The sequence below is a fragment of the Veillonella parvula genome (genome assembly GCF_042850485.1).
GTDB lineage: Bacteria > Bacillota > Negativicutes > Veillonellales > Veillonellaceae > Veillonella > Veillonella parvula_Q.
The window spans coordinates 404,273-421,942 of sequence record NZ_AP031417.1; the positions used below are offsets into that span (position 1 = coordinate 404,273).

The 17,670-nt window shown below is 38.4% G+C and carries 18 protein-coding genes; 15 read left to right on the forward strand and 3 right to left on the reverse strand.

Annotated elements, in window-relative coordinates:
* Positions 1 to 6: 6 nt before the first annotated feature.
* From selD to ACGHIY_RS01705, 6 genes are all read left to right on the forward strand, one after another.
* Entirely contained in the window at positions 7 to 1,038 is a 1,032-nt protein-coding gene (selD, locus tag ACGHIY_RS01680) for a selenide, water dikinase SelD (RefSeq protein ID WP_316138730.1), read from the forward strand.
* 186 nt (positions 1,039 to 1,224) lie between these two features.
* Positions 1,225 to 1,824: a sulfurtransferase-like selenium metabolism protein YedF gene (yedF, locus tag ACGHIY_RS01685; protein WP_390525763.1), complete on the forward strand. Its 600-nt coding sequence runs from the start codon at positions 1,225 to 1,227 to the stop codon at positions 1,822 to 1,824.
* 124 nt (positions 1,825 to 1,948) lie between these two features.
* Complete coding sequence (locus tag ACGHIY_RS01690) at positions 1,949 to 2,206, forward strand: DUF3343 domain-containing protein (protein ID WP_004693822.1); 258 nt, start codon at positions 1,949 to 1,951, stop codon at positions 2,204 to 2,206.
* A gap of 117 nt (positions 2,207 to 2,323) precedes the next feature.
* Positions 2,324 to 3,031, forward strand: coding sequence for an NAD(P)H-dependent oxidoreductase (locus ACGHIY_RS01695; protein ID WP_390525612.1), 708 nt, complete (start codon positions 2,324 to 2,326; stop codon positions 3,029 to 3,031).
* Between the two features lie 157 nt (positions 3,032 to 3,188).
* Positions 3,189 to 3,428 carry a GlsB/YeaQ/YmgE family stress response membrane protein gene (locus ACGHIY_RS01700; RefSeq protein ID WP_012863894.1) on the forward strand — a complete coding sequence of 80 codons (240 nt, stop codon included), beginning with the start codon at positions 3,189 to 3,191 and terminating at the stop codon, positions 3,426 to 3,428.
* Between the two features lie 78 nt (positions 3,429 to 3,506).
* Positions 3,507 to 3,743, forward strand: a complete 237-nt coding sequence (locus ACGHIY_RS01705) for a CsbD family protein (protein ID WP_353799573.1) — start codon at positions 3,507 to 3,509, stop codon at positions 3,741 to 3,743.
* Between the two features lie 77 nt (positions 3,744 to 3,820).
* Here ACGHIY_RS01705 and ychF read toward each other — a convergent pair whose 3' ends face one another.
* On the reverse strand, positions 3,821 to 4,927 hold the full coding sequence (ychF, locus tag ACGHIY_RS01710) for a redox-regulated ATPase YchF (RefSeq protein ID WP_315307378.1): 1,107 nt from the start codon (positions 4,925 to 4,927) through the stop codon (positions 3,821 to 3,823).
* 354 nt (positions 4,928 to 5,281) lie between these two features.
* Here ychF and ACGHIY_RS01715 point away from each other — a divergent pair, with 354 nt between their 5' ends.
* Positions 5,282 to 6,454: a cyclopropane-fatty-acyl-phospholipid synthase family protein gene (locus tag ACGHIY_RS01715; RefSeq protein ID WP_316101968.1), complete on the forward strand. Its 1,173-nt coding sequence runs from the start codon at positions 5,282 to 5,284 to the stop codon at positions 6,452 to 6,454.
* Between the two features lie 113 nt (positions 6,455 to 6,567).
* Here ACGHIY_RS01715 and ACGHIY_RS01720 read toward each other — a convergent pair whose 3' ends face one another.
* Complete coding sequence (locus tag ACGHIY_RS01720; protein WP_390525613.1) at positions 6,568 to 7,539, reverse strand: diaminopimelate dehydrogenase; 972 nt, start codon at positions 7,537 to 7,539, stop codon at positions 6,568 to 6,570.
* Between the two features lie 291 nt (positions 7,540 to 7,830).
* Here ACGHIY_RS01720 and ACGHIY_RS01725 point away from each other — a divergent pair, with 291 nt between their 5' ends.
* Positions 7,831 to 10,053, forward strand: coding sequence for an autotransporter outer membrane beta-barrel domain-containing protein (locus tag ACGHIY_RS01725; RefSeq protein ID WP_390525614.1), 2,223 nt, complete (start codon positions 7,831 to 7,833; stop codon positions 10,051 to 10,053).
* Positions 10,054 to 10,306: 253 nt separating this feature from the next.
* Here the strand turns inward: ACGHIY_RS01725 and ACGHIY_RS01730 are convergent, their stop codons facing one another.
* Positions 10,307 to 11,536 (reverse strand): LL-diaminopimelate aminotransferase, encoded by a 1,230-nt coding sequence (locus tag ACGHIY_RS01730; RefSeq protein ID WP_390525615.1) that lies wholly within the window; start codon positions 11,534 to 11,536, stop codon positions 10,307 to 10,309.
* 485 nt (positions 11,537 to 12,021) lie between these two features.
* Here ACGHIY_RS01730 and ACGHIY_RS01735 point away from each other — a divergent pair, with 485 nt between their 5' ends.
* The 7 genes from ACGHIY_RS01735 to ACGHIY_RS01765 all read left to right on the forward strand — a co-directional run bounded on the left by ACGHIY_RS01735 (position 12,022) and on the right by ACGHIY_RS01765 (position 17,638).
* On the forward strand, positions 12,022 to 13,206 hold the full coding sequence (locus ACGHIY_RS01735; protein WP_278466935.1) for a multidrug effflux MFS transporter: 1,185 nt from the start codon (positions 12,022 to 12,024) through the stop codon (positions 13,204 to 13,206).
* A gap of 141 nt (positions 13,207 to 13,347) precedes the next feature.
* The gene (gene rpsF, locus ACGHIY_RS01740) at positions 13,348 to 13,632 is read left to right on the forward strand and encodes a 30S ribosomal protein S6 (protein WP_004693799.1); all 285 of its coding nucleotides are present in this window, start codon (positions 13,348 to 13,350) and stop codon (positions 13,630 to 13,632) included.
* A 19-nt stretch (positions 13,633 to 13,651) separates the two neighbouring features.
* Positions 13,652 to 14,050: a single-stranded DNA-binding protein gene (locus ACGHIY_RS01745; RefSeq protein ID WP_004693797.1), complete on the forward strand. Its 399-nt coding sequence runs from the start codon at positions 13,652 to 13,654 to the stop codon at positions 14,048 to 14,050.
* Between the two features lie 39 nt (positions 14,051 to 14,089).
* Positions 14,090 to 14,320 carry a 30S ribosomal protein S18 gene (gene rpsR, locus ACGHIY_RS01750; protein ID WP_004693795.1) on the forward strand — a complete coding sequence of 77 codons (231 nt, stop codon included), beginning with the start codon at positions 14,090 to 14,092 and terminating at the stop codon, positions 14,318 to 14,320.
* Between the two features lie 425 nt (positions 14,321 to 14,745).
* Complete coding sequence (locus ACGHIY_RS01755) at positions 14,746 to 15,432, forward strand: carboxymuconolactone decarboxylase family protein (RefSeq protein WP_004697971.1); 687 nt, start codon at positions 14,746 to 14,748, stop codon at positions 15,430 to 15,432.
* Between the two features lie 201 nt (positions 15,433 to 15,633).
* A complete protein-coding gene (gene trmB, locus ACGHIY_RS01760) occupies positions 15,634 to 16,293 on the forward strand; it encodes a tRNA (guanosine(46)-N7)-methyltransferase TrmB (RefSeq protein WP_287526471.1) in 660 nt (219 codons plus the stop codon).
* Position 16,294: 1 nt separating this feature from the next.
* On the forward strand, positions 16,295 to 17,638 hold the full coding sequence (locus ACGHIY_RS01765) for an FtsW/RodA/SpoVE family cell cycle protein (protein WP_287526473.1): 1,344 nt from the start codon (positions 16,295 to 16,297) through the stop codon (positions 17,636 to 17,638).
* The last annotated feature ends 32 nt before the right edge of the window (positions 17,639 to 17,670 follow it).

Here is a 17,670-nt window from a genome sequence, read left to right on the forward strand (position 1 = left end):
GGAGTTATGGTACGACTTACTGATTATGTTACAAGTGGAGGCTGCGCATGTAAGATTGGGCCTCATATATTGAACCGTGTGCTAAAAGCTGTAACACCCGTTACTAACAAGCATGTTCTCGCGGATATGACTGGTGCCGATGATGCTGGAGTATATCAAATCTCTGATACCTTTGCATTGGTGCAAACCTTAGATTTCTTTACCCCTATGGTTAATGATCCTGTTTTATTTGGTAAAATTGCAGCTGCCAATGCATTAAGCGATGTATATGCTATGGGTGGCACCCCTTTAACAGCGATGAATATCGTAGGCTTTCCGGTTCCTCTTGTCGAGCAAGGTGTTTTGACGGATGTGTTAAATGGGGCTGGTTCGATTGTAGCCGAGGCTGGTGCAGCCATCGTAGGTGGACACAGCATTGAAAATAAGGAACCTATCTTTGGGATGTCTGTGACAGGACAAGTAAATCCAAATCAGATTTGGAAAAATAAAGGTGCTCAAGTAGGGGACGTGTTGGTGCTAACAAAACGCATTGGCACAGGTATTATGAATAATGCTCTGAAAGCAGGTTTATTTCCTGTAGGTACGGAACAGGCTGTTACTAGTATGAGTACTTTAAACCGTGTAGCGGCTGAGGTGGCACATAACTTTACAGTTCATGCTTGTACAGATGTAACAGGCTTTAGCCTTATGGGGCACTCCGTAGAAATGGCAAGTGCTTCTGATGTGACGATTCATATCAAAGCTTACGATATCCCTCTTTTTGATGATGTTATCGAGGCGGCTCAAATGGGCTTAATTCCGGCTGCATCTTATGGTAATCGCAAGGCTATAACTGAAGTACAAGTTGATGAGGACTTGGATCCTGTATGGACGGATATTGTATTTGATCCTCAAACCTCTGGCGGGTTACTATTTTCTGTTCCTGCTAGCGAAAGTGAGACACTTGTCGAGGCCTTTTATAAGGCGGGGATTGACTGTGCTGCTATTGTGGGCACTGTTGAAAGCTTCAGCGGTCTTGCCGTACGAGTAACAAAATAAACTCATAAAAGATAAGTACTGTATGGTATTGATTTAGCTATTTAAATAAAATATTATTAGCTGATAGCTGATAGCTGATAGCTGATAGCTGATAGCTGATAGCTGATAGCTGATAGCTGATAGCTGATAGCTGATAGCTGATAGCTGATACTTTCACAAATTATATAATGTATATAGAGGTGTATGATGAGCAATACAAAGGAATTAACGGTAGATGTGCGCGGTAGCTTGTGTCCAAAACCTGTTATTGAAACTAAGAAGGTAAGTGATGCGAATCCAAATGCTGTTATTATTACAATTGTAGATAATGAAGTGAGCCGCGATAATGTAGAGAAGTTTGGTAAGTCTCGTGGTTATGGTGTAGGTATTCGCCAAGATGGCAAGGATTTTTATCTTACTATGACACCAAATGCAAATCCGGTAACGGAAGTAAGTTGTGAACCTATGAACTATGGAAATCGCGTCATTTTGATGACGAAGGATTATCTTGGTGAAGGTAGTGAAGAGCTCGGTAGAAATTTGATGAAAACTTTCTGGGTGTGCATGGTAGAAGCCGATGTGAAACCATCTAAGATCTATTTCATTAATAGCAGTGTTAAGATGGTAACTAACGATTCTGTTCATTTGGAAAATATTAGAAAGCTAGCTGATGCAGGTGTTGAAATTGCAGCATGCGGCATTTGCCTTGATTATTTCGGTGTAAAAGCTGAGCTGGGCGTAGGCAGTATTACTAATATGTACGCTATTACAGATGCAATCCTTGGAGATAATATTGTTAAGCTATAATATTAGTATTTTATTTCGATATATCGGTTTAGAGCTACTGATTTAAAGTAGATTTCTTATTTCTAGAATGAATCATTGAGATGAAAGACATTTAATCGTATCTACTTTGGTAGGAGGTGAGGCATTGGAAAATAAAAAATTACTTGTCGTTTTTACATCCTATTATTTTGGTGATAAAGCGGATAAAGTATTAACCGAGTTAGAGGTGCCTCATCAGTTGATGGCTACCCCCCCAGAGCTTTACGATATGTGCGGTTTATCTATTGCAATAGACTCAAGTATAGTGGATCAAGTAAAGACCATTTTAAAAGAACATAAAATTAGTACATCTGGCTTATTTTGGTATGAAAAGGGCGAGCTAGCTGTACCGTATAAAGTCTAGACGTTGTCTAGGCTTTTTTACTTTAGTGTCCATCTTCATATAACTTGAACGATGAGTGTGGTACTATAGAAACATGATATATTTTATCAATTGCAGATATTAATTATGGAGGTATATATGAGTAAATATGAAATAGAAAATGTAATATTAACAGCCCCTAAATTTGATCGTAAGGATTTAGAATATGCTATGACATATCGCTACGCATGTAAGAAATTTGATAGCGCTAAAAAGATTTCTGATGAAGATTGGCAAGGTATTTTAACGGCGGCGCGCTTGTCTCCAACCTCCTTAGGTTTTGAGGCTTACCAATTATTAGTTATTCAAAATCCTGAAATCCGTGAAAAGATGAAATCTTATGGTTGGGGAATTCAAGCTGGTCTTGAAGCGAGTCATTTCGTGGTGTTCTTAACACGTAAAAAAGTGGATTTGGAATTTGATTCTCCTTATGTACGCTATATTCAAGAAGAGGTGAAACAATTACCTGCTGAAGTCGATGCTATTTATAAAGAAAAATATGCTCAGTTCACAACTGAAGACTATAAAACATTTGAGTCTGATCGTGCTGCCTTTGATTGGTCTTCAAAGCAAGCGTATATTGTAATGGCTAACATGATGACTATGGCTGCTTATGAAGGTCTTGATTCCTGTGCATTGGAAGGCTTTAATCAAGATAAGATGACCGCTTTTTTAGGTGATGAACTAGGGCTCTTTGATACAAAGCATTTTGGCATTGCTGTGATGGCTGCCTTTGGTTATCGTGATGAAGAACCACATCGAAATAAAACACGTCGTACAATGAATGAAATTGTTACAGTAGTTTAATCAATTGTGACTTTTATAACTACATCGAATTTCTTCATCTAATCTTTAGAAATGAATGGTATATTATAAATATACATATTATTTATTATATTTATAAAGCCCATATAATTTGGTAGGATATTATAAATATATTGATTAAATAGGAAGGAGTGATCGTATGTTATGGTCAATTATTGTTGGTGGTTTTATCGGTTTTCTTGCAGGAGCCATCACTAACAAAGGTGGAGCAATGGGCATTATTGCCAATGTTGTTGCTGGTTTAGTTGGTTCGTCTGTAGGTCAAGCAATATTTGGCACATGGGGTCCTAGTTTAGCTGGCATGGCATTAATTCCTTCTGTTCTTGGCGCTGTAATTGTTGTTGCTGTTGTTTCTTTTTTCTTCGGGAAAAAGGGATAGTAATCTATTTTTAAAAGTATAGATAACATATATAGCTAACATAACTAAAAATGATTTCATATGAAAGGATTCATAATTATGGCATTAGAAGATAAATTAAATCAAGCTAAAGGTGCATTAAAAGAAAATGCCGGTAAATTAACTGGTGACAAAGAATTGGAAGCAGAAGGCGCTGTAGAAAATACAGTTGCAAAAGTAAAAGACGCTGCACATGATGTTGCTGAAGATCTCAAAAAAGCAGCTGAAGATGTTAAAGATGCTGTAGATGGTGCGATTAGTGGCGTCAAAAATGTTCTTCATAAAGACGATAAATAATATTATATAAAGGTTATAATTAGTAATAAAAAACCAGTAAATCCTGAGATTTACTGGTTTTTGTTATATAAGTTTGTTTATACATTGAAGCGGAAATGGGTTACATCGCCGTCTTTCATAACGTAGTCTTTACCTTCAAGGCGTACAAGGCCTTTTTCTTTAGCCGCGTTTTGGCTACCGCAAGCTTGTAGATCATCAAAGGAGACAATTTCAGCGCGGATAAAGCCTTTTTCAATATCCGAGTGAATTTTACCAGCAGCTTGAGGTGCTTTGGTGCCATTTACGATTGTCCAAGCACGAGCTTCCATTTCGCCAGCTGTGAAGTAGTTGATAAGACCTAAAAGTGCATAACTTGCTTTGATAAGTTTAGTTAAGCCAGACTCTTCAAGGCCAAGATCTTCAAGGAATGCAGCGGATTCTTCTTCGGATAACTCTGCAATTTCGGACTCGATACGTGCGGACACAACAACGATACCAGCGCCTTCGTTTTTCGCATATTCCTCTACGCGTTTTACATATTCGTTGGCAGAATAATCAGATACTTCATCTTCGGAAATATTGGCTACATAAAGAGATGGTTTAGCTGTAAGCAATGTCAACTCTTTGATCATTTCCAATTCTTCTTCTTCAAGACCTTGTGCACGAACGGGTTTTGCTTCACCTAAACCTTCGATGATGCGTTCTAATAATGGCAGTTCAGCACGAGCATCTTTATCGCCAGATTTTGCGATTTTTTCGATGCGTTGTTTTCGTTTTTCTACGGATTCAAGGTCAGCAAGGCAGAGCTCAGTATTAATGATTTCGATGTCGCGAATTGGGTCAATAGAACCTGCTACGTGAGTGATGTTAGGGTCATCGAAGCAACGAATAACTTGTGCAATGGCATCTACTTGGCGGATATGGCTAAGAAATTTATTCCCTAAGCCTTCACCTTTAGAGGCACCTTCAACGAGACCTGCAATATCTACGAAACGCATAGCTGCAGGAAGAATACGTTTGGAACCGAACATTTCAGCCAATACAGCTAAACGATTATCTGGAACATCAACGACACCTACGTTTGGCTCGATTGTACAGAATGGATAATTGGCAGCTTCAGCGCCCGCCTTTGTGATAGCGTTGAATAATGTACTTTTACCAACATTTGGAAGGCCTACGATGCCTACTTCTAAATTTGTGCTCATGGTACCACCTTTTATTAACAAATTGATTTCGTTCTTTGTGAAAGTTTATAGTAATAGTTTGTTATAAACCTTATCAAATAAATATTATACCATACTAATAGGATGGAGTTAGTCTATAAATATAAAATAGATTATTTCAAAGTGCTATAATATAAATAGAGTTAAATATATTACTTAAATAATGTGATAAGTTCATATTAAAATATAGGATTAATATAGATTTTTATTCGCCGTAACTATATTGATATAATTTATAGGTATATAAATTAATAAGGGTATGGAATGTATCCAATCATGTTAATGTATATATTTTTAAACCTATATAGTGAAAGCTAATAGGAAAGGAAGTTCAGTATGTTTTCCAAGCTATTTGATAGTTTCTTAGTCCATTATTTAGAATGCTTTAATGATCATTGTTTTACCGTAAAAATTGGAGATAATGAATATACAATCGGTGACGGAGAATCCGAGTTTACCGTCATCGTTAATCGCGATATTCCCAAGAAGGACTTGTTAATATCCGCAGAACTCGCCCTCGGTGAAGCGTATATGCGTAAAGATATCGAAATTGAAGGGGATTTGTTTAAAGCCCTTTGTGTAGTCCTTGGTCATGTAGGTAAGGACTCTATCAATCGTAAGGTACTTAGCTCGCTCTTTAATGCGGGTCTTAAAAAGAAAGATCAAAAACAACAAGTATCTTCCCATTATGATTTAGGTAATGAATTCTATAAATTGTGGCTCGATGAAACCATGAGCTATTCCTGTGCGTATTTTAAGCATGAGAATGATAGTCTCAAAGATGCGCAATATCAAAAGGTACATCATATTCTTGATAAATTATATTTAAAAGAAGGGATGACTTTACTTGATATCGGTTGCGGATGGGGATTCCTTCTCATTGAAGCGGCTCGTAAATATGGGGTTAAGGGCTATGGGTGTACTCTTTCCGAAGAACAATGGAAAAAAGGACAGGAACGCATTAAAGAATATGGCCTTGAAGGACAAGTTGAGATTGAACTTATAGATTATCGAGACGTAGCGGCTTCCGGTCGCACCTTTGACCGCATTGTCAGCATCGGTATGCTTGAACATGTAGGGCGACCTAACTTTCCTCTGTATATGGAGGACGCATCGGACATGCTTAAAGACGGCGGGTTGTTCCTGCTTCACTACATCAGTGATCCCTCTGAAAAGGAAACAAGTGCCTGGATTCGTAAATATATCTTCCCGGGCGGATGTTTGCCGTCCCTTCGCGAAATGGTCAGCCTCGCTTATGACTATGATATGAATGTCATCGATGTTGAAAGTTTACGGTATCACTATTATAAGACTTTAATGCATTGGTATAACAATTTCCAAGGCGTCCGTGAGCAAGTAGAGGCGAAACGGGGGAGTGAATTCGTACGCATGTGGGATCTGTATCTTTGTGGATGTGCGGCAGGTTTCTACATTGGTAATATGGACTTGCATCAAATTTTGATGACAAAAGGTGTTACGAACGAATTGCCGTTAACACGATGGTATTAATTAAACGTAAAATAAGGTTAATAGAATAAAAAAAGAGACCATCTGATATGGTATCTTTTTTAATGTGTATGAAAAAGGCCCTCATCTATTAAGTCGATGAGGGCCTCGCTCTATTATAGCGAATGTGCTCTTAATTCTTCAGCAGATTGTGTGGAAATCCAAGCTGGTGGAATGTCGAATACTGTGTAGCAACCTGTGCCGCCGTGTTTGGCAAGTCGGTAGAGACCACGAGCGTAAGCAACAAGTGCAGAACCTGTGAATTCAGGGTTAGAGTCAAGCTTCAAAGAGTACTCGATAACGTGACGTGTGCCTTCTGTGCTTTCACCAGAGCGAAGAACGAAGCCACCATGTGGAATGCCTTTGTGGTCGCGATCAAGTTCTTCTTGGGAAATGAAGTTGACTACAGTTTCATAGCCTACGAAGTAGTTTTCCATAGTTTTAATTTCATTTTCAATTTTAGCTTTGTCCGCATCAGGAGCAGCTACTACGTAGCACTCACGAAGGTGACCTTTGTAGCCATCAACGTCTGGAGTTTTACCGTTGCGGATTTCGTCTAAGTATTGTTCTTTAGGAACAGTGTATTGACGGGCATCAAGAACACCATCGATACGACGAATAGCATCGGAGTGACCTTGGGAAACGCCACGGCCCCAGAATGTGTAGGATTTGCCTTGAGGTAAGATGCTTTCAGCATATACACGTTGTAAAGAGAACATGCCTGGGTCCCAACCGCAAGAAATCAAAGTAGCAGTTTTAGCTTCTTTTGCTACTTTGTCTACATTAGCGAAGTGTTCAGGAATACGTGCATGTGTATCGAAAGAATCAATACAGTTAAAGTATTTTGTTACCATCGGTGTTTGTTTGATAAGATCTGTTGCAGATCCACCACAAAGAACCATTACATCGATTTTGCCTTTAAAGTTAGGAATATCTTCCATCGTGTAAGTAGGTACACCAGATACAGTTTCAATACCTTGACGGCGAGAGAATACGCCGATGAGCTCCATATCAGGTTGCAACTGAACAGATGCTTCTACGCCACGAGCTAAGTTGCCGTAACCAACGATACCAATACGAATATTCATATTAGCCTCCTATATAAGTTGAAATTTAATGATTAACATATTTATTATAGCATAAAATTAATAGCTTTTAATATTTTTCTATAGAATTTATTAGATGGTATAGAAAATAATTAATATCTAATTTAAACAAGTAATTTGTGCACAACTATATCGATACATAGCGTGTTGTTATAGGGGACAAATAAAAAATCATATGAGTAGAAATTGACACATATACCCTGAATCTAGATACAATTAAATTGGTTATGTTAGCTAGTTATGTTCATAGTTGAAGTGTTAAGGAGGTATAACATGAGAAGAAATGTAAAAGCTGCTGTTATTGCTGCATTAATTGTAACAGGTGCTAATGCTTTTACCATGGTATCAGCCACAACTGTGGAAAGTCATACAGACGGAAAATCCATTGGCCTTAATTTGTGGGGGGAAAAGAGACATTATACAGATGACTTAACTGTTAATGTATCAGGTTTAGGTGTAAATGGAACAAAATATCATAATAATGTTACAGGTATTTACGCCCTTGATGGGACACAAGTCGCTATCGATAAAAATGTAACTGTAACAGTTAAAAATCCAGCACCTGCAGAAAGTGGTGCGAAACGTAGACCTGATTTGGCACATTATTACATGAGCGGTATCTATGCTGGTTATGGTGGACTTACTAATGATGGAAATAACGATGATACTCGAATTACCGTAAAGGGTAATGCTAAAGTCGATGCTGTTGGCGTTGGTTTGCAAGCTAATAAAGATGGATATATTCGCATACTAGGTGGGGCTGATATAAAAACATATCCTTTAGATACCTCTGATACCTATTCTGCATTATCTGAAGAAGGTTTTGTTTATGTAAATACAGGTATGGATGGCTTACATCCGGGAACGAATGATGTGAAGATGTATGGTAATATAGGATTTTTAGATAAAAACTATGGTATCGACAAGAATCCACATAACCATGGATCTGAAATTTCTTTAGGTTTAACAACACCAAATTCTAAATTGGTAGGGGGCGTACTTAATGAATTTGATGAAAGCAACAACAATCCGTACCATGGTGGTTTGCGATTGTACTTACAAAATGGTGCGACTTGGCGCAATGAATGGTTAGGAGCTGAACGCGTATATCCTACACAAGGTCGCCCTAATAATGCAAACTATTTATATACTGGTAGTCGTGTAGAACATTTCATTGGTGGTAAAGATATAAATAGTCAAGGTATTATCCAAGCCGTAGATCCACGACCTATTACTATTAACAACTATGCTGGTCATGCAGCTATCGACTATGAAAAGGGAGCCCCTGCGACTGCACAAGGTAAGGGCAAAGTCGTTATCAACCATGCTGATAAAGGTTCTTCTGTGACTATGCGCAGTTCGGCAGATGCACTTAAAGGGTATGCAAATATAGACAACCCACGAGGCACTTTGCAGCAGTTGGCTAATAAATTAACATATACCGGCTTTACCAAGGGTGAACGTAATTTAGATGTGAATGTTCAAGTCGATTCAGGCCTTATTAGCCCTGCATATTCCACTAAGCTTGGTACAGGTAGCTTTACTGTTGATGGGAAACCTAGTATTACTGACCAAGCGGTTGTGACAGCTCGTGAAAGCGAAGTTGTTTCTGGTGCTAAGAGTGCGTTAGTCTCCTCTGTGATGCAAATGAGAGCCGATACGAATGATTTACAACGTCGCCTCGGTGATGTGCGACTCAACTCCAATAAGCATGGTGTATGGGGAAAATACATCGGTGGTAAATCTAAAATTACGGACAGCGCCTATGTAAATCAAACCTATAACATGGCACAAGTAGGCTATGACATATTGCGTGGCGATTGGACTATTGGTGGGGCCTTGTTATATGGTACAAGCAGTAGTGATTACACACTAGGTTCTGGCTCTGGTAAAACTGCGGGCTTAGCGTTATACGGTGCAAAACAATATAATGATGGTCGTTATTTAGATGTGATTGGTAAAGTAAGTCGTTTGAAAAATGATTTCACTGTACGCAATAGCTTGGGTACAAGTTTGAGCGGAGATTACCGCAATACAGGTACTTCTTTGAGCGTTGAATATGGTAAACGAATCAAGAAAGACAATGGTTTCTATATCGATCCTAACGCAGAATTGACGCTTAGTCGATTGTCTGGTGTAAACTTTGATGCTCGTACAAATACAGGTAGTACAGTGCACATTAACTCTGATGCGGTGAATTCCGTTATTGGTCGTATCGGTGTAGGCATTGGTAAGGAAAGTAAGAACAGCAACCTCTTCCTCAAAGCTGCATTAGCGCATGAATTCTCTGGTAAAATGAAAGCTACTTATAGTATGACCGGTGAGCCAACTACAGGCAGTGAAGTGAAACTTAAAGATACATGGCTAGATCTTGAGTTAGGTGGTTCATGGAGCGTACGCCCTAATACATATATTTATGGGACTTTCACTAAAAACTTTGGTGCTATCATAGACAATTCCTATCGCATTGACGCAGGGATTCGTCATAACTTTTAATTAATGGTAAATATAGCGGAGACAAATAATATGGGGATGTTATTTGTTAGTACTATAGTGTTAAGGAATACTAGAATTAAATATTCATATATGTAAGGGTATATAAAAAGACCGATTACATTCCTATTGAAGGATTGTAATCGGTCTTTTGGTTTTATAGATATAAACTATTTTAAATCACATAATCCAGATTTAATGTAATCTAAATATAAATCAAGATATAAATCTAAACCTAAATATAGATATAATCATATTAGAATTGTAATGTTTTGATTCTTTCAACGGCGCGAATTGTATTTTCACGACTGCCGAATGCTGTCAAACGAAGGTAACCTTCACCATGAGGGCCAAAGCCAGAGCCTGGTGTAGATACGATTTGAACTTGTTCGAGCAAGATGTCGAATAATTCCCAGCTAGTCATATTGCCAGGTGTTTTTAGCCAAATATATGGAGCGTCCACACCGCCGTATACAGTAAGACCGATAGATTCAAGACCTTCTTTGATGATGCGGGCATTTTCTTTGTAGTATGCAATGTTAGCACGAGTTTGTTCGCGGCCTTCTTTTGTGTATACTGCTTCAGCACCGCGTTGGATGATGTAAGGAACACCATTGAATTTAGTACATTGACGACGATTCCACATAGGGTTTAGCGGTTGGCGTTCACCAGATTTAGTTTTGCCAGTGACCTCTTTAGGTACTACTGCATAAGCACAACGTGTACCAGTGAAACCTGCAGTTTTGGAGAAGGACCGGAACTCGATAGCTACTTCTCGAGCCCCTTCGATTTCGTAGATAGATTTTACAGTATCTTCTGTGCTGATGAAAGCTTCGTAAGCGGAGTCAAACATCAAAATCGCATCATTATCTTTACACCATTTGATCCATTCTGCTAAACGAGCACGGCTCAAAACAGTACCGGTTGGATTGTTAGGTGAGCAAAGGTATACGATGTCTACACGTTCAGAAGGGAATTCTGGAGAGAAGTTATTTTCTGCGTAAGTAGGGAGGTATACAACCTTTTGGAAGATGCCATCTACAGCTTCGCCAGTACGACCACCCATAACGTTGGAGTCTAAGTATACTGGGTACACAGGATCTGTGATAGCAATGATGTTATCTTCGCTGAATAACTCTTGGATATTACCAACGTCAGATTTTGCACCATCGGAAACGAATACTTCGTCAATAGCGATATCTACGCCTAATGGTTTGTAATCGCCATCAATAATAGCTTGACGTAAGAAGTCATAACCTTGTTCAGGGCCATAACCTCGGAATGTTTCTGCTTTTCCCATTTCTTGAACAGCTTTACTCATAGCATCGATAATTGCTGGAGCAAGAGGTAATGTAACATCGCCGATACCAAGACGAATAATATCTGCATCTAGATGAGCAGTTTGGTATTCATTTACCTTTTTAGCAATATTAGCAAATAAATAAGAACCTTGAAGGTTTAAGTAGTTTTCATTGATATTAGCCATGATGACTCCTTTTTATAATCAGATTTCTCTATATATAGTAAATTATATAGAATAATGACGCAAGGATTTTCTATAGAATTTCTGATTTATGTAAATATTGTTTAAGTCTATGACTATAAAAGGTCGCATTATGAGGAGTTTATTAGTCATACCATTTGTTTTATAATTCCTTTAAGAAATTCTATTTATGTTGTATAATAAAAAGAGAGCCATCAACGTGTGGTAGCGTTAGGCTCATCTTATAAACTGTTTTAAGAGGATTGCCTAGCGTGCGAGTATTTTGAATACTCTGTTGCGTTAGGCTTTTGTCTTTATACTATTTGAATAGTGCAAAGAGTGATATTACTATAGACCAATTTTTGCGTAGTATTTTACTACGCTTTTTTATTGAAAAAATCAAAACTTTATATAGCATTAATTTTATTTCTGATATAATTTAAATACATACATATGATAGTGCGGTTTTATATGAAAGTGGTGTCTTTATGCTGACGATTAGCAATAAGGGATGGCTTTTTACGTCTATATTAAGTGCTTTGATGGCGTTTACATCGTTGTCAACGGATATTTATTTGCCGGCTATGCCTGAGATGGGGCGTGACCTCAATGGTGATGCGGAGCTTACGTTGACGGGTTTCTTAATTGGCTTTGCGCTAGCTCAGCTTTTTTGGGGCGCTGTTAGCGATAAAATTGGTCGTAAGAAGCCACTGATTATAGGGATAGTTTTATTTATTATTGGTTCTGTAGGTTGTGCCTTGAGTTCCTCTATGATGGAGTTGTTGGCTTGGCGTGTGTTTCAGGCATTTGGTGCCTGTGTAGGACCGATGCTATCGCGGGCTATGATTCGGGATTTATATGGTCGGACTGAGGCGGCTAAAATGTTGTCTACATTGGCCATTGTTATGGCTATAGCGCCTATAGCAGGCCCGATGTTAGCAGGACATTTACTTGTATGGTATACATGGCATTCTATATTCTGGTTGCTTGTTGGTATAGGGCTTTTAATGCTCGTTGCCGTATTAGTGCTTCCGGAAACACATCCCGTAGAGAAGAGGAGCAAAAAGTCCATAGGTCATACCTATAATAACTATTGGATTTTATTACGCAATAAAGGGTTTATGAAATATACCCTATGTGTTAGCTCATTTTATATTGCTATTTATGCGTTTTTAACGGGATCGCCTTATGTATATATAGATGTGTATGAAGTGCCCAAAGAATATTTTGGTTATCTCTTTTCTGTCAATATTATTGGTGTTATGTTGTTAAGTGCTATTAATCGTCGTATTGTAAGTGCTATACGCCTTGATAGACTATTGAAATATGCCACACTATTTGCTGCTGTTTGTGTATCCATTGTTATGGGCTTGATGTTCTTAGGTTACCATTCATTGTGGTTAATCGTTATTGGCTGTTTTTTATTCTTCTCCATGAACGGTATCATTGCCGCTGTAACTAATGCATTAGCTTTAGATAGAGCAGGTAGAATGGCTGGATCTGGGGCGGCACTATTAGGTGCCATGCAATATGGTAGTGGTATTGTGTCATCGTTGATACTTACCTTCTTACCAAATGATACGGCCTATCCTATGATGGGGGTAATAGCCATATTTGTAAGTATCTGTGCTATGATTGCCTTTCCTGAGGATGAAAAATATAATCGTATATAATATTGGTGAAAGCAAGGGCTTAAATTGAGTCCTTGCTTTCATTATTTTTTTAGGTTATAATAGTAAGGCTTATTGATGGTAAGCACTTCCTACCCCTATGTGTCGATAGGGGCATTAGTCCGAAAGAGGAGGTGATTTTGTATGAACAAATACGAAGTCATGTTTATTGTGAAACCAGCTGAAGAGGAAGCAACTAACGCTGTTATTGAAAAAGTAGAAGCTTTAATTGCTCGTGTAGGCGGCACAGTAGAAAAGGTAGATCGTTGGGGCAAGCGTCGTCTTGCTTACGCGGTGAAGAAATTCACTGACGGTTTCTATGTATTGATTAACTTTGAGGCAGCTCCTGCTGAAATCAAAGAAATCGATCGTGTATTGAAAATCAACGATGAAGTCCTAAGACATCTAATTGTTAAACACGAAGCATAATTAAAGCCTGGAGGAAAACATGAACTCTGTACAAATTCTAGGTAATTTAGCTCGTGATCCTGAAGTACGCTATACCAAAACTGGTCGTGCGGTAGCAACTTTTACAGTGGCTGCTACAAACACCTATATTGATTCCACAACAAATGAGACGAAAGAACAAACTGCTTTCATCAACTGCGTTGCTTGGGGTAAACTTGGTGAAGCGGCAGGCAATCTTCGTAAAGGCAGTCGTTGCTTTGTAGAAGGTCGTTTGCAAACTCGTTCTTACGAGACTCAGGACGGTCAAAAACGGTACGTTACTGAAGTAGTAGCGAACTTTGTGGGCCAATCCCTTGATATGAATACTAATTCTTTCGAAGGTGGGTCCAATTTTGATAGTTTCAGTACAGGCGGCGATGACGAAAACATCCCGTTCTAGTGTCAGGGACTCCTACTAATTCGAAAAGGAGGATTCGCAATGAGAAGAGATAGAGGCAGAAAGCCAAGAAGAAAAGTATGCGTTTTCTGTGCAGACCATATCGATCAAATCGACTATAAAGACGTTGCTAAACTTCGTCGTTTTACGACTGAACGCGGCAAAATCTTACCTCGTCGTATTTCCGGTACTTGCGCAAAACATCAACGCAAATTGACTACATCTATCAAACGTGCACGTGCAATTGCTTTATTGCCATTCACTGCTGAATAATTGATGAATCAAGGCGGTACAACCATTTGGTTGTGCCGCCTTTTTGCGTTCTTTGGACCGGCTATATAATTTTAATGATTTTATCTTTCTAATGAATCATAAATCGAAATGGTAGAAAATTATAGTTGTAAGGAATATTAGTATGTTACGATAGCCATTAATCTCTTTGGTAAAATAGTAGAGGTGCATTTTGATACATTGTTAAGTGTGGTTTATAAATATATAATTTTTATAGATAAATATATATAATTTCTTAAAAGATTATAGATTTTTTTCGAATAGGACTATAAAAATTAGATGAAGTATTATATAATAATATTTACAGTATGTATTACAGTAGAACAGTAAAATAAATCCATTGATAATGTACGCTACTATTGCAGTATTATACAATTAGTATTAATGATAAGGGAGATTGTAAGACTTTGAAAAGAGTATTAACCTTAACATTAGCCGTGGCCATCGTTGCCGGTGGCTATATGTTTGAGGCTAATGGGGCGGGAGAACAACCTTCTAAACAGGCACCATCTATATCTGAGATAAATATATATACGCCAAAAGAGCTTAATGCACGTCAGAAAGACTTGGTTGAAATTGGCCGCTATACTGCGTCTGGTGATCAAGGTGCATTAAAGAGTGTAATTGCATCTGCTATTGAGCGAGGCACGTTGACGCCACAAGAGGTGAGTATTGCCATTCGTCAACTTTACTCTGCTGCTGGCTTGAAACAAATGAATGCTGCTTTAGCTACATTTGATCAATTACGTGATGAACGCCCTGAGTTTGGCGATGAGTACGAAAAATTGGTACCAAAGCAAACAGGACTTAGTGCTTTATTGGGGAATGGCACTAATGGGGCACCTTTAACAAAGCCGAAAGCTGAGGAAGCAAAAGAGGGGGTTCAATATAATACGTTCCGTATGAAAAAACCAAAACCTCAAAATCGTAATCGTTCACGTCTAGGTAAATTGGACCGTGAATTGGTCGCTGCGGCAGCATTAGGTACTCGAGTTGGTAAAAATAATCTTTTCACTGCAGCTGAAAAGAGTTTATCTGAACTTGGCCTAAGTCAATATCAAATTGAAAATTTAGAAGCTATGATTTTCCAATAAAATGTAGACCTATTTCTTCGGAAGTAGGTCTTTTTTTTATAAGAAGTGCTTTCATAGTCGTAGTGATTCGTATTAAATACATAGAATCTAATTGACGTTTAATGTCCCCTTTTCTATAATTAATAAGATAGGTATATGACCTGTAATAATAAATATAAACAAATATAAACATTTTTTTAAAAATAGATGTAAGGAGAAAGTATGCGCCTTCGTAGAAAACCATGGATTGATGAAGCTATCCACGAATATGACTCTCATATTATTTTGTCTGGCCAAGAAGCGTATAAAGGCAAGTGGTGTGAATTATTTGAACATCCTGAGTACCCATTATATATGGAACTAGGGACGGGGAAAGGTCGCTTTATTGCGGGGATGTCTGAAGTGTATCCAAATGCTAACTTCGTAGGTTTTGAAGTGCAGCTGGGGGTTATTTATTATGCAGCACAAAAAATCTTTGAAGGGGAGCGGAACAATGCAAAGGTATCTTTATTTGATATTGCAGGTATTGAAGAGATAGTAGCACCAGGTGAAGTTGATCGTTTCTATATTAACTTCTGTGATCCCTGGCCTAAGGCGAAACATGCAAAACGCCGCCTTACATATCACACATTTCTCGACCGTTATGCTCGTCTTTTGAAAGATGGTGGTGAAGTCCACTTCAAGACGGATAATGAAGGATTGTTTATGTTTTCTCTCGAAGAATTCAAAGAATGCGGTTGGGAGCTTAAAAATGTAACGTATGATTTACATAGTACGGATCTTCCAAATGTAAAGACTGAATATGAAGAAAAATTTAGTGAAAAAGGTCAACCTATTTTCCGCTTAGAAGCAATTAAGCCAAAAGTACAAAAGGAGGCTTAACATGGAAACACCGAATAAGGGGGATAGTCGGTGGGGCTCACTCTTTAAAAATGACTTACAAGGTATGCTCTTACCTATTCTTCTCATTACAATTATAGGTAGTGTAAATATCTTTAGTGCTACTTATATCAGCTCTATCTATGAAAATACAGGATTATTAGGCTACTTTTTAAAGCACATGACATTCTTGCTTTTGTCTATGGCAGCTGGTGTCATATTGTATCGTTATGATTACCGTCAGTTACAGAAGCCTCACATGTTGCAAAGAATTATGATTGCTACACTAATTGGGATGATCTTGGTTCTTGTGATTGGTGCAGTCATTAATGGTGCACGTCGTTGGATTGTTATTGGGCCTGTATCGATTCAACCTTCAGAATTTGCGAAATTGGCTGCCTTGATATGGACGTCGGCTAAATTGAGCACCATGCGGAAATGGGGAAAACCAAAGCATACTAACCCTCTCATTAATTTACAAGGTTATTTTAGTGAACGTATAAGTTATATGTTGCCAATGTTAATATGGCCAATTATATTTGCAGGCTTAACAATCTTGCAACCAGATATGGGCACGACCGTATTGATTTTTGGCTTTTCCTTTGTGCTCATTTACTTAGCGGGCTTTGATGGAAAATTCTTTGGCGGAGCTTTTGTGATAGCTGGATTTCTTGGCTTTATTGCAGCTCGTATGTCGCCATATCGTTGGGAACGTATTCAATCTTGGTTTGATCCTTGGCCTCATGCACAGGATATGGGGTATCAAACAGTTCAAGGCTTGTTGGCTGTAGGTTCTGGTGGCATTTTAGGCGAAGGCTTTATGCAAGGTACATCAAAGTATTTCTACTTACCAGAAGCACACACGGACTTTGCTTTTGCTGTATGGGCGCAAGAAATGGGCTTCATTGGTGCAGTGTTTGTTGTCGTTCTGATTGCAGCTTTTACCTATTTTGGGTTCCGCATTTCTAATAAGGCTCGTGATGAATTCGGGAAATGGTTAGCAATGGGAATAACATTGCTTATCAGTGGTCAGGCCTTGTTTAACATCGCCATGGTATGTGGTATCATGCCTGTAACGGGGGTACCATTACCGTTTGTTAGTTATGGCGGCTCTTCATTACTGATGAATTTCATGGCTATTGGGTTGCTGGCAAGTATTGGCCGTCGTAATGTAGAAGGGGTGAAACCAGTTGGTACAGCTGAACCATTACCATCTTTGCGTGAAGAAACACAAAGTCGTTTCAAGCCTGCTGCTACGACGCGTACTAATAAGACAAATATGCCTGGACCGTTTAAACCACGGTCTTCTAAAAAGTCGACTCGTAGACAGACTAAATTTGAACGTTAATATTTAACTTATGTATCATAAGATGAATCTGT

Bases quoted from the DNA above. Each gene is read 5' to 3' on its own strand.
- ACGHIY_RS01700 (WP_012863894.1), top strand. From the start codon at position 3,189: ATGTTATGGTCAATTATTGTTGGTGGTTTTATCGGTTTTCTTGCAGGA.
- ACGHIY_RS01765 (WP_287526473.1), top strand. From the start codon at position 16,295: ATGGAAACACCGAATAAGGGGGATAGTCGGTGGGGCTCACTCTTTAAA.
- ACGHIY_RS01695 (WP_390525612.1), top strand. From the start codon at position 2,324: ATGAGTAAATATGAAATAGAAAATGTAATATTAACAGCCCCTAAATTT.
- ACGHIY_RS01735 (WP_278466935.1), top strand. From the start codon at position 12,022: ATGCTGACGATTAGCAATAAGGGATGGCTTTTTACGTCTATATTAAGT.
- trmB (WP_287526471.1), top strand. From the start codon at position 15,634: ATGCGCCTTCGTAGAAAACCATGGATTGATGAAGCTATCCACGAATAT.
- ACGHIY_RS01725 (WP_390525614.1), top strand. From the start codon at position 7,831: ATGAGAAGAAATGTAAAAGCTGCTGTTATTGCTGCATTAATTGTAACA.
- ACGHIY_RS01730 (WP_390525615.1), bottom strand. From the start codon at position 11,536: ATGGCTAATATCAATGAAAACTACTTAAACCTTCAAGGTTCTTATTTA.
- rpsF (WP_004693799.1), top strand. From the start codon at position 13,348: ATGAACAAATACGAAGTCATGTTTATTGTGAAACCAGCTGAAGAGGAA.
- ACGHIY_RS01715 (WP_316101968.1), top strand. From the start codon at position 5,282: ATGTTTTCCAAGCTATTTGATAGTTTCTTAGTCCATTATTTAGAATGC.
- yedF (WP_390525763.1), top strand. From the start codon at position 1,225: ATGAGCAATACAAAGGAATTAACGGTAGATGTGCGCGGTAGCTTGTGT.
- ychF (WP_315307378.1), bottom strand. From the start codon at position 4,927: ATGAGCACAAATTTAGAAGTAGGCATCGTAGGCCTTCCAAATGTTGGT.
- ACGHIY_RS01745 (WP_004693797.1), top strand. From the start codon at position 13,652: ATGAACTCTGTACAAATTCTAGGTAATTTAGCTCGTGATCCTGAAGTA.
- ACGHIY_RS01720 (WP_390525613.1), bottom strand. From the start codon at position 7,539: ATGAATATTCGTATTGGTATCGTTGGTTACGGCAACTTAGCTCGTGGC.
- ACGHIY_RS01705 (WP_353799573.1), top strand. From the start codon at position 3,507: ATGGCATTAGAAGATAAATTAAATCAAGCTAAAGGTGCATTAAAAGAA.
- rpsR (WP_004693795.1), top strand. From the start codon at position 14,090: ATGAGAAGAGATAGAGGCAGAAAGCCAAGAAGAAAAGTATGCGTTTTC.
- selD (WP_316138730.1), top strand. From the start codon at position 7: ATGGTACGACTTACTGATTATGTTACAAGTGGAGGCTGCGCATGTAAG.